The sequence below is a fragment of the Pseudoalteromonas sp. SG45-5 genome (assembly GCF_014164085.1).
In the GTDB taxonomy this organism is placed as follows: Bacteria; Pseudomonadota; Gammaproteobacteria; order Enterobacterales; family Alteromonadaceae; genus Pseudoalteromonas; species Pseudoalteromonas aliena.
In genome coordinates this window covers 1-11,614 of the sequence record NZ_JACJEM010000026.1, presented here as the reverse complement: position 1 = coordinate 11,614, position 11,614 = coordinate 1, and the positions used below count along the sequence as shown (strand labels likewise).

The following is an 11,614-nucleotide window of genomic DNA, read 5'->3' as shown; positions in this document are numbered from 1 at the left end:
CGATTACTCGCCTTCAAATTCAACCAATTTTAGGATTTTAATACCCATTTTTTTGATGCGTTGCTCGCCACCCAGTTCTGGTAGTGATACAACAAATGCAGCATCTGTCGCTTCGCCACCTAGTTTTTGAACTAATTTAGCTGTGGCTTCGATTGTGCCACCTGTTGCTAACAAGTCATCCACTAATAATACTTTATCGCCAGGTACAATCGCATCGACATGAAGCTCTAACGTATCTTCACCGTATTCTAGCAAGTAATCTTGACGAATAACTTCACGTGGTAATTTACCTGGTTTACGTACAGGAATAAAAGGAATGCCTAGCGCGTAAGATAACGGTGCACCAAAAATAAAGCCTCGTGATTCTGTGCCAATTATTTTCGTAAAACCTTGATCTTTATATTCAGCGATAAAAGCGTCAATAGTGGCTTTAAAGGCTTCTGGATTAGCCATTAAAGTGGTTACATCGCGAAACATAATGCCCGCTTTTGGATAATCAGCAATTGTAGTAATGCTGTTTTTGATAATTGCTGGTGTTACTTGAGTCATAATTTTAACTGCTCAATGGTTTATATTACAAAGCAGGTGATTATAACCTTAACTAACCTTTAATTGCGAGTTTGGCGTTATTATAAAAGAGGTTTTAAGAGTTTAGAGGGAAAGATTAATAAAAGTGGTTCAAGGCTGCAGTAAATAACAGCCTTAATTAACGCTATGTATTTTAAGTTAAGCTAGTGATCCAACCTAAAATTGCATTTAAACAACCAATCCCTGCAAATACAGCTAAAAATGCTAGAAAATAAGTAGCATTGAACGGATCTTTAAAGTCTTTATCATCTGACATTGGTACAACCTTTTATTAAGCACGGCAAATAAGGCCGCCATAATAAACGATGTAAAATTATCAATAAAGACCTTAATCTTGATTTTTTGTCACAATGACACCGCGTTCAACCATTGCATTGAGGGTAACTAATGCACCTTGAGCAATTTGTTCTGCATTAAATTGTGGTGCGTGAGCTAATACCTGTTGGCAAACGTCGTTAAATGTCGCGCCATCACTTGCCTCTATAATTGACAGTAACAAAGCCGTCATCGCATTTGTTGCTAAAAATTGTACATCATCATCTTCATCTCTATATACAACAAAATAATTAGGCTGCGCTGATGGCGCTTCTGGTTTAAAGTGATTGCTGATATTTTGAACTGGAAATTGATAACTTAAATTCCTTGCCAGCCCCGATAAATATAAAGCAGAGGAGGTTATTGCTGTTTTTTGTAATTTTAGCGCTTGCTCATCTTCGTGTGCGATAGATACATCAAGCTCTACCCATTCATAATGTGCAAGTTCTAGCATAAACACGGGGTCGTGTTTTTTCATTTTATAATCACTTGATAAGTAATTTATAAACTCCCCTGCTATATCTAAAAAGTACGGCGAGTGACAATCATACTCACTAAAAAACTGGCGTACGAGGGCCTGCCATTGTGTATCGGTATATAAGGTTTTTAATACTGGAAAACCTGATGAAACAAAGCCTTCAATATTATTAAAAAACAGGTCGCGATAAATAGCCATGCGTCTATCTTCAATATCACTGGGCTTGTTATTTTTTTTAGGTTCGCGAATATGCGCCATAAATTCGTTTTGTACTTCAATAAAGCTCATAGTCAGGCACTCTTTTCAATATTTATAAAGGCTTATATTAAGCTCGTTGTTTTGAAACAGTTAAATTAAGGTATTTAGCTTGCAGCTTATGAATTATATCTAACTCTTTAACCAACACATTCATAGTAGGAATATTAAAATCACGTTCAAGCAAGGTTGGAAATACGCCATGTACTTCGTACGCTTTATCAAGTAATTCCCAAACAGGATCAACCACATCTGCGCCATGTGTATCAACGATTAAGTCATCGGCCTCATTGTAATGCCCTGCAACGTGTCCGTAAGCAATACGTTCAGAAGGTAAGCCCGTTAAAAACGCTTGTGCGTTATAGCCATGATTAATCGAATTCACATAAATATTGTTTACGTCGAGTAAAAGCTTACAGTCAGCTTGTTCTAGAATGGTATTCGTAAATTCAAGCTCTGATAATTGCTGCCCAGGAGCGCCATAGTAAGAAACATTTTCTATCGCAATTTGTTGCTCAAGTATATCTTGTACTTGTTTTATACGAGGGACAACATGTGCTATTGCATCTTGTGTAAACGGAATAGGCATTAAATCATACATATGACCCGTTCCAGAGCAGTAACTTAAATGCTCACTAAAAATTTTTATATTGTGCTCTTTAAAAAAAACTTTTAAAGATTTAACAAATTCAACATCCAGTGGCTCGGGTGAGCCAATAGACAGTGACAATCCATGACATACGAAATTATTTGCATCAGTTAATGTTTTAAATTGTTTTTTAAAGCGCCCGCCTAGTTTTAGCCAATTCTCTGGCGCAACTTCTAAAAAATTGACTTGCTTAGGTACGTGTTCAAGCAGTTCATCAAGCATTTCTCGTCGAAGGCCAAGCCCCACCATTCCAAGTGCTGTATTTCTAGTTTGTGTCATAACTACCTCTAACTTAACAAAAAAGGGCCTTAAGGCCCTTTTAGGATAACTTATTTAGAATAAGATATTAACGGCCACCACACTTACCTTCGCCGCACTTACCTTCTTTTTTAGTTTTTTTAGCGTCGCCACCGCATTTACCTTCGCCGCATTTGCCTTCTTTTTTACCTTTTGCGTCGCCGCCACATTTACCTTCACCGCACTTACCTTCAGCAGCATCTAGTTGGTAGCCTGTCACCAGTTGTTGAAACTCAAATGGGTTAGCTTGTACATCAGCAGATACAAAACTTGCAGAGCCAACAACTACTGCACCTAAAGTTAACGCGATTGTATTTTTTTTAACTGTATTCATTTTATGACTCTCTTTAATCAAGGATTGTAAATCTCAGCAATAAAAATGTATTTTTAAATTGCTTGTATGCTTAAGTAGACCCGCACAAGAATAAAAACTTTCATTTCTTTTCAAAAATTTTTACTTTTGCAATCACCACATTAAATATGGTTGGTAATTACAGATTTATCAATGTGTGATTTACAGGTAAACTATGCGTCCGGTTTTTCTCAAAATTAATCACCTTATGAAACTTGTTTTAGCGCCTATGGAAGGTGTTGTTGATTTTAAAATGCGTCAATTACTCACTGACATTGGCGGATTCGATTTGTGTGTTACCGAGTTTGTAAGAGTGGTTGAAACCTGCTTACCTGACAAAGTTTTTCACCGCTATTGTCCTGAACTACATAATAATGGTTTTACCCGAGCTGGAACACCTGTTCGTATTCAATTACTTGGCCAAGAAGCAAACCCTCTAGCCGAAAATGCGGTGAAGGCAATTACTTTAGGGTCTCATGGCGTCGATCTTAACTTTGGTTGCCCTGCAAAAACAGTTAATCGTAGTCGAGGCGGTGCTGTGCTACTCAAAGATCCCGACCATATGTATACCATTATTAAAGCGGTCCGAGATGCAGTAGATGATGAGCATGAAGTCAGTGCAAAAATTCGCTTAGGATTTGATGACGACAGCAACAGCCAAGAAATTGTTGATGCAGTCGTGAGTGCCGGAGCAAACAGCATTGCGATACATGCTCGTACTAAACGCGATGGTTACAATCCACCTGCTTATTGGGAAAAAATTCCACCAATAATCAATGATAAAAATATTGCCGTTGTTGCCAATGGTGAAATTTGGCAGGTTGAAGACGCAATGCTTTGCCATAAGCGAAGTGGTTGTAGCGATCTGATGCTTGGCCGCGGCGCCCTTTCGCACCCAGATTTGGCAAGAAAAATTAAAGCACATGTAAATAACGAACAATACGATGGCCTTCAGTGGGAACATATTATTTATCATTTGATCCACTCTGCTATTCATCAAGACCCTACAAAAGATGAAAAATATTTCGCATCTCGTACCAAACAATGGCTTGGTTACCTAAAACGCCAATACCCACAAGCCATCGATCTATTTGATGAAATCAGGCGTTTAAAAAGTAAAGAGGATGTGGCAAGCGTATTAAATAAATACGCCAAAGCACCGCAACTTGATTCAAATCAAAACGCTTAGGTAAACCTATTCGATAATATCAGTATTACGTAAAGCTAATTTAAAAGGTTGTACTGATAATGCATCATCAAAAAATGCTAAACAATGAAATAGCGCAAGTAAAATCCAACATACTAGCTATGCTTGCTAAATCAACCTATCCCGTGCATAAAAGTTTAATGCTTGTTTTAAATAAAACAGCTAGTAATGAATGGCTTGACTGTGCAGCAGAAAAACTAGGGCCTGAGTACGCGCTATTAATTAGTCGCATGACTAAACTTGAAGCGGCAGTAAGTCAAATAGAAATTGGTCAATATGGATACTGTTGCGATTGTGAAGAAAGGATATCAGCGGTATTACTTGAACAGGATCCTGCAGCCCAAAGATGCAATAAGTGCGCGCAATAGGCGCACTGCAAAATTGATTACATTAGTTTTTGTATAAAACTAAATGATTGCCCAGGGTAGAGTATTATATCTTCTACCAAATATTGAGCATCGTCTTGTGTTAATTCTAGACGCTTCATTAGATTAACTTTAGCTTGTGGTAAAGTCCAAGCATGATAGTGAATACCGATATCAGTTTCCATCAATGCAAGCATCAGTGTTTTATCTATTTTAGATATACTCATTGCACGCGCCATCGCAGGCAAATCTCGATAGGCAGATTGCCAATCAAGCCCCTCAATTGGCTGCTCATCTGACAAATACTGGACTAAAAATGATGTTTGATGAGAAGTTGATAATGTGTGTTCAAACGCAACACCGCTTAACTGCTTTATTTGCTCATTAACAAGAGTGACCCACTCAAGCGGTGAATGAACTTCGCCACTAAAATAGTTTAGTTTACTCTGGTACCACTCAGTTCCGTTAGGTAACCCCCTCAAACCGACACTACCCCGAGGCTTGTAACTAGCCAAATAATCACTAAAAGCCCTTATATGACTTTTAAGAGCGGGTTGAGTGCCATGACTATCAGTCAAACTCAATACATAGTTTTGCAAAAGCTGTAGTTCTACTTTGTTTAACTTTAAATTGCTTTGTTTAGCGTTGTTTAATGTGCTTTGATTTAGTTTAAGCCAAGTGACAATTTTGTCTGACCCTTTATCTGAGCTATCCTGCTTAAGCATATTTGTTAATACATTAACTTGAGCTGGCCAGGGAAAGTAACGTGCGGGAAAGCGCTCCGCAATTACGAGATAATTAACCTGTGCAATTTGGTTTGATTTAAGCTGCATGTCCATCAAACTTTGATAGATAGTGTGACGTTTATTGAGGTAAGCATCCGAAAAAACGAATTGCTCGTTAGTCACTTTTTCACTATTTAAAGCATTAGTTCGCACCAGTGAAGTGTTCAAATCTTTTAAAGCGCTTTGCGCTTCTTCAAATGAGTTATAGACCGGCTCCTGCCTAGAGCACGCAACTAAAAGCAAGCACAATAGTAATGACAAAAAGAATGTTTTATACATAATAACTCCAATAAAAAAAGCCCCAGAGGGGCTTTTTAAAAATTGCTAAAACAAATTAAAGTTAAATTTTAACACCGTTGCGAGCGGCTTTATCTTTAATATACGTAGCCCAACCTTTTGCAAACTTACGTGTGCGAGGGTCGTCCATTGCTTTTGTAATAGCAGCATGAGCTTGCTTATACTTACCTTGATAGTAGTACGCTTCAGCTAAATCTGAGTAAATAGTGCCCTTTTTATCAGAGCCTAATTCTAGCGCTTTGTTTAAACGAACAATTGCGGCACTAAACTTTTCAGATTGCAAAAGTAATGAACCTGCTTTGCGATAAAACTCAGCATCATCATCAAATTTAGCAGCTTCTTCGTAATACTTAGCAGCTTTTTCAAGATCTTTAGATCGATGATAGTTACTAGCTATCGCGCTGATGTTTTGCTTAGTACGTTTAACTTTATCTTCTTTAACGGCCTTTTCAAGCGTAGTCGCTGCTTTAAAAGGAATTTCATTTAAAGAATAAAAGTTAGATAAAACTTTATACTCAACTTCATTTTCGAAGTAACCGTTCTTGTATGCAACTTCCATCGTTGCTAAGCCTTTCTGATAATCTTCAGTTTGTAGGTAATACTTACCTAAACTAACCCAAGCTTTTTTATCATCTGGCCATACACGAACAATTTCTTCACCAATTTTAACCATGTTTGTATAGTCTTTAAGTTCAAAGTAAGAACCTAACTTTAATTGGTAAGGGGCCTTGTTTGGCTCCTTTTGAAGAGAAATAGCTTTATCCGCTGGGCTAAAGACATCTCGAAATTGTTTTAACTCGTAGTTAGCTTGCGCAATACGCGTATAAATTTTCGGATCTTCATCGCCTGTAAAATCAATCCATGCTAAATATGCTTTTTTAGCTTCTTGGTACTTTTCAGTACCAATAAGTAAATCGCCTAACAACTTAAGGGATTGCTCTTGATCAGCAAAGTTTAAAACATCAGGCGCAACGGCTAACTTAGTAAATTTAATCGCTTCGTCATACTTTTCTTTTTGAGCGTACATGCTACCTAAGTAACGATTTACGGTCGCTTTATCAAAGTCATTAGATGCGTCAATCTCACTAAGCAAAACAATTGCTTCATCTATTTTTTCTTCGCCGTACAAGTCAAACGCTTTAATTACTTTTTTACCAGTACGCTCGCCCATGATTTTAGTTTTTGCTTTTTTACGCTCTTCAATCTTTGCGTAATCTGGCGCCGCTAAAACAGATGTACTTAACGTGGCACCCGACACAGACATAAGAATTGCAAGCGCAGTTACTTTAGAAAAATTTCTCATTACTCGCCTCCTTAGTTGCCTTGGTTAAGTTTAAAGTCTAATTGAACTTGTAAACCTGGTTGTTTCTGTGGTTTTCCGTCAATAATTTTAGGACGGTACTTCCATTTACGCAGTGCACGTTTAGCTTCACGGTCAAAGATACGTTTCGGATCGGCGTCAATTACTTCAACGTCAGTCACGCCACCTAGCTCATCAATTGTGAATGAAAGTTGTACCCAACCTTCTTTGCCATCGCGCGCTGCTTGTGTTGGATATTTTGGTTCTATACGAACGATAGGTGTCGCATCACCATCTCGTCCAAATGCACCAGGACCACTTAATCCACCAGCTGAACTACCTATATCGATACTACCCATATTAAATGACATAGCACCCGGATTAGGGTTATTATTTTCCGGCTGTGGCGGCTGCGGTTTAGGCGGCTGCTTTGGCGGTGGTGGAGGCGGAGGCGGTACACGCTTCCTCTCCTGCACCTTAGATTCAGGCGGATTCGTCATTATTTCGACTATGATCTGCTCTTTTTGTTCCGTATTACGGTCAGCCCCACCAGAGATGAGAAATGCCATGAAGTAGAACAAGCCGAAAGTAACTGCCCCACCTGCAATCAGTGAAAACAGAAAACGAATCATTACTGATCTCCAGCTATTGAAATTCTCAGGTTATCACCCGTCGCTTTAATCTGGTCCATAACTTTAACCACTACACCGTGTTTTGCTTCTTTATCAGCCTGCAAAATCACAACTTCAGTAGGTTGTTCTGCTAATAAACTCTCGATCTTTGCTGAAATACGTTCAACATCAACTTGCTGTTTATCTATCCAGATTTCGCCGTTACTACGAATCGCAATAAAAATATTTGCATTTTTTTGCTTAGTAGCTTGGGCTGCTTTTGGTTTATTGACCTCGATACCAGCTTCTTTAACGAACGATGTAGTTACGATAAAGAAAATAAGCATGATAAATACGATGTCAAGCATCGGTGTCATATCTACCGCTGCATCTTCTTCTTCACGAAAACGTTGTTTACGTGCCATATTTAATTCTCTCTCTAGTGATGAGGCATACTATCTATAAGTTTGGCTTTCACCATTTTAGCTTTTGTCTCAAGACGTGAACTAAAAAACACTCCAGATAACGCCGCAACCATTCCAGCCATTGTCGGTATTGTTGCCATTGAAATACCTGATGCCATTAAACGTGCATTACCAGTACCTTGACTAGCCATAGTTTCGAAAACAGAAATCATGCCAGTAACAGTACCCAGTAAGCCAATTAAAGGACAAACAGCTACCAATGTTTTAATCAACAACATACGCGCATCTAACTTTTCAGATGCTTCAGAAATCCATGCTTCACGAATTCTATGTGCGTACCAAGACGTAGTGTCTTGGCGGGCATCCCACTTTGCTATAATTTCTTTCGCTGTGCGAGGAAACTCTGCAAGTAAGAACCAATAGCGCTCAATCATTAAAACCCACATCAGAAAGAGTGCCATTGCGACCACGTATAAAACCTGGCCGCCTGTGCCAACAAAATCCCTGATAGATTCCCATATCTCCATCAGGACTAGCATTAGGCTTTCTCCTTCTCCGCATGAGTAGCAACGATACCCGCGCTTTGCTCATCTAGGATGTGTAATACCGACTTACTACGACCAGCTACTAAAGCGTGAAGTAGAATTAGTGGTAATGCAGCAATTAGACCTAGCGCTGTTGTAACAAGTGCTAGAGAGATATTACCTGCCATGATCTTCGGATCACCCGTACCGAACAATGTAATCGTTTGGAACGTCAAGATCATACCAATTACTGTACCTAGAAGGCCTAGTAACGGTGCAATTGCAGCAAGGATCTTGATTATGTTGATACCAGCTTCGATGCGTGGCGTTTCACGAAGAATAGCCTCATCAAGTTTAAGCTCAAGGTTTTCAACATCTTGATTTTTATTGTCATGGTACACTTTAATAATACGACCCAGTGGGTTATTAGTATTTGGTGTAGCAACGTTTTTAAGCTGGCTCTTAATCTTACTTGTAGTAAGCGTAAGGTCAACAAAGCGAATAAGAGTAATTAGCATACCTAAGCCTAATAAAGCTGTGATGATATAACCAACTACGCCACCTTGATGGAAGTATTCCATAAGTGTCGCTTTTTGAGTATTGATACGTAAAATCGCACCACGAGTCGGATCGATGTAAACACCAGCGTAGCTATCTGATGATGTATTCTCAAGCGCTGTGATACCGTCTAAAATATAGCTATCAGGCTGTTTGCCTAAAGGTTGAATAGACTTTGTTTCTGGTGAATAAATTAAGTAGCCATCGTCTGTAACTAAGTTAAAGTTACCGATACGCGTTACTTTCTTCATTGACGGGTTACCGTCAAGACCAGCAACTTCAGTTTCAAAAGTTGAAACTTTAGCTGATTCAGTCATTTCTGTTTGAAGTGAAATCCAAAGTTCTTCTAATTCACGAACTGTTGGTAACTCTTTAGCAGCAGCTAATGAACGTAAAATTTCAGCACGGCCAGGTTTCTCAGCACTAACTAGTGATGCTTCGATAGAACCGATAGCGTCTTGAGCTGCACGACGTACAACACCAAACATCTCACCTAAAGTACCTTGAGCACTTTGAAGAGCTTGCTCTTTTTCAGCTAAAGTATTTTCATTTTGTGCATACTGCTTTGCAAGGCTAACACCACGAGCTTTTTCTGAAGCAAGTTGGCTTTTCGCTTTGTTAAGTAATGCTTGCTTATCAGCACGTTCTGATAAGAACTCTTGCTCACGTTGCTTATTAATTTTACCTTCAGAGATACGCTCTTGCTTAACTTGCTCAAGAATTTTATCTAGAGCTCCAGTATTTGCATGTGCATTAAGCGCGGTACCTGCAGAAACAGTTAGTACTGCTGCAACAGCAAAACCTTTAAATAGTTTCTTCATTATTGATTACTCCGCGCCAAAAATTGGTAGTTTAACAAGTTCTAATGTCGCTTGCTTACGCGCCATACGAATCACTTCTTTAACAGGTTTTAGGTATTCTTCGCCTAATTCTTTCCACTGTTTCGTGTTGTTATCCCACACCCAAGCATGTTTCAAGTCAAAAGACTGAGCAACGTAAGTGATACGGCCTAGTTGACCAATATCAACATTAATGCTTTTACCATCAACTTCTAGTGTACCTTGCGAAGCTGAAACCAATGAGCTGTATGCTGTTTCAATTGTGTATGCTTCAAGTACTTGACGGAACTTTTCAGACGTCGTTACAGACGCAGAAACCATTATTTCACGAAGTCTTTCTACACGTGCTAAACGCGTTTCTAGATTAAATGGAACGTCCGCTTTGATGAATTGCTCAAGCGTATCGATCATGCGATACATCAAAGGCACAACGTTTTGTTTAGTGCCGTCAATAGTCGCTATTTGACGATCAAACGATTCAATCGATGCATTTTGGCTATCAACCAAACGTGACACGTGATCGTTATACACTTTCATAAGTTCAGTCTCATCAACAATACCACGGTACTCAGCGATTAGCTCTTGAGTTTGACCGTATACATTGTCAATTTTAGTTTGAGACTTAACAGCAGCCTTTTGAATTTGTTGACCTGCTTTTTGCACGTCATTCAAAGGATCTGCAATCACATTGCTGCTTGCAAATGCAAATGCGCCAACCAACGCAGTTGCTACAAGACTCTTTCTGATTTTAACAGACATAGTTCCCAACCAATTAAGTAATGTTACTTTTATAATTTAATTATCCCCAGAGGGAACAACCCTGATATCTTTTAATAGATATCAACCTTCCAATAATGCTAAATGCAATTAGCGCTGTCAACTTGATGTTTAGCAATCAGCGTAAATAAATATCCAACCTCAAGGTTGCACTAAAGTATTAACACTCAAATATTAACATTATTATAACCAACAACCTAACTAACATTGCGACTAAAGCCTTTGAACAAGTATGTTCATACTAACTACCTTCATAAAAAAAAACATAAATGTAACATTTAGACAAAACTGAATTTGAACTGAAAAAAAACAAAAATAAATATGTGCGTATATTAAAAAAGTTGTTTTTTAAGCAATTTATTCGCTTTTTTATTCATTTAAAACATTTCATCTTAAAAAAAGAACACTCTGTCGCACAATAAAACACCACTCAGATATTTTTTATCAATTTATAGAACGGCACTCAATCTGAAGCTCAGCTTTAAGATTATGCAATGAGTAAATAAACTCAAGCTTGAATAATAAACCTCTCTCAAGTGGCTAAATATTGGCACGTGAATTCGCTTTACTATCTCTAAAAATCACCTATTAAAAAGTACCAAGGATATTTTTAATAGGTATGTTAATAAACTTAGCAAACAGAGCTTAGCTAAATAATGAACTATCTGATAAAAAAGATATAAAGGAATAGTTAATAACAAGACAGAATTACAATATATGGTTGCTCTATCATGAGCAATTTTCAACCAAGCTGGCGAATTATACCAATCTACTTATATATGGGGTCTATTTAATGTTAAGAAAATTACGCTAGAACTAGGCAAAAATTTTTATATCTAGTTGTTCTAAATACAAAATTTTTAACGGCGTTATAGCAGGCATTGATCAGACCCCTAGGCAACTTTTTGGATTTTATATAAATGCAACGCATGTCCACCAATGAGCCTTATTATTTTTTCCCTGAACTCATCAAAACCATCCAAGCTGATTTT

13 protein-coding genes and 1 pseudogene are annotated in these 11,614 nt (G+C 38.2%); 2 read left to right on the top strand and 12 right to left on the bottom strand.

What is annotated here, in order from left to right; all coding sequences use genetic code 11:
- Positions 1 to 3: 3 nt before the first annotated feature.
- From apt to H5119_RS10130, 5 genes and pseudogenes are all read right to left on the bottom strand, one after another.
- Positions 4 to 549 carry an adenine phosphoribosyltransferase gene (apt, locus tag H5119_RS10145; protein WP_077537678.1) on the bottom strand — a complete coding sequence of 182 codons (546 nt, stop codon included), beginning with the start codon at positions 547 to 549 and terminating at the stop codon, positions 4 to 6.
- Between the two features lie 172 nt (positions 550 to 721).
- The gene (locus H5119_RS20485; protein ID WP_002962301.1) at positions 722 to 844 is read right to left on the bottom strand and encodes a hypothetical protein; all 123 of its coding nucleotides are present in this window, start codon (positions 842 to 844) and stop codon (positions 722 to 724) included.
- Positions 845 to 916: 72 nt separating this feature from the next.
- Positions 917 to 1,669, bottom strand: coding sequence for a DUF2063 domain-containing protein (locus H5119_RS10140; protein ID WP_182702141.1), 753 nt, complete (start codon positions 1,667 to 1,669; stop codon positions 917 to 919).
- Between the two features lie 37 nt (positions 1,670 to 1,706).
- On the bottom strand, positions 1,707 to 2,534 hold the full coding sequence (locus H5119_RS10135) for a DUF692 domain-containing protein (RefSeq protein WP_182702171.1): 828 nt from the start codon (positions 2,532 to 2,534) through the stop codon (positions 1,707 to 1,709).
- Positions 2,535 to 2,637: 103 nt separating this feature from the next.
- Positions 2,638 to 2,916 (bottom strand): annotated as a pseudogene (locus H5119_RS10130) (hypothetical protein); the annotation flags it as partial.
- 226 nt (positions 2,917 to 3,142) lie between these two features.
- Between H5119_RS10130 and H5119_RS10125 the strand changes: the two are divergent.
- Complete coding sequence (locus tag H5119_RS10125) at positions 3,143 to 4,123, top strand: tRNA-dihydrouridine synthase (RefSeq protein ID WP_182702140.1); 981 nt, start codon at positions 3,143 to 3,145, stop codon at positions 4,121 to 4,123.
- 59 nt (positions 4,124 to 4,182) lie between these two features.
- Positions 4,183 to 4,509, top strand: a complete 327-nt coding sequence (locus H5119_RS10120; protein WP_182702139.1) for a TraR/DksA C4-type zinc finger protein — start codon at positions 4,183 to 4,185, stop codon at positions 4,507 to 4,509.
- A gap of 17 nt (positions 4,510 to 4,526) precedes the next feature.
- Here the strand turns inward: H5119_RS10120 and H5119_RS10115 are convergent, their stop codons facing one another.
- From H5119_RS10115 to H5119_RS10085, 7 genes are all read right to left on the bottom strand, one after another.
- On the bottom strand, positions 4,527 to 5,570 hold the full coding sequence (locus tag H5119_RS10115; protein WP_182702138.1) for a hypothetical protein: 1,044 nt from the start codon (positions 5,568 to 5,570) through the stop codon (positions 4,527 to 4,529).
- A gap of 61 nt (positions 5,571 to 5,631) precedes the next feature.
- Positions 5,632 to 6,891, bottom strand: a complete 1,260-nt coding sequence (locus tag H5119_RS10110) for a lipopolysaccharide assembly protein LapB (protein ID WP_182702137.1) — start codon at positions 6,889 to 6,891, stop codon at positions 5,632 to 5,634.
- Positions 6,892 to 6,902: 11 nt separating this feature from the next.
- Complete coding sequence (locus tag H5119_RS10105; protein WP_024590813.1) at positions 6,903 to 7,520, bottom strand: energy transducer TonB; 618 nt, start codon at positions 7,518 to 7,520, stop codon at positions 6,903 to 6,905.
- Entirely contained in the window at positions 7,520 to 7,924 is a 405-nt protein-coding gene (locus tag H5119_RS10100; protein WP_077537659.1) for a biopolymer transporter ExbD, read from the bottom strand. Before H5119_RS10100 ends, H5119_RS10105 begins: the two co-directional genes overlap by 1 nt.
- 14 nt (positions 7,925 to 7,938) lie before the next feature.
- The gene (locus H5119_RS10095) at positions 7,939 to 8,463 is read right to left on the bottom strand and encodes a MotA/TolQ/ExbB proton channel family protein (protein ID WP_077537658.1); all 525 of its coding nucleotides are present in this window, start codon (positions 8,461 to 8,463) and stop codon (positions 7,939 to 7,941) included.
- Positions 8,463 to 9,827 (bottom strand): MotA/TolQ/ExbB proton channel family protein, encoded by a 1,365-nt coding sequence (locus tag H5119_RS10090; RefSeq protein ID WP_077537657.1) that lies wholly within the window; start codon positions 9,825 to 9,827, stop codon positions 8,463 to 8,465. Before H5119_RS10090 ends, H5119_RS10095 begins: the two co-directional genes overlap by 1 nt.
- A gap of 6 nt (positions 9,828 to 9,833) precedes the next feature.
- A complete protein-coding gene (locus tag H5119_RS10085; protein WP_138584804.1) occupies positions 9,834 to 10,604 on the bottom strand; it encodes a DUF3450 domain-containing protein in 771 nt (256 codons plus the stop codon).
- Positions 10,605 to 11,614 lie beyond the last annotated feature (1,010 nt).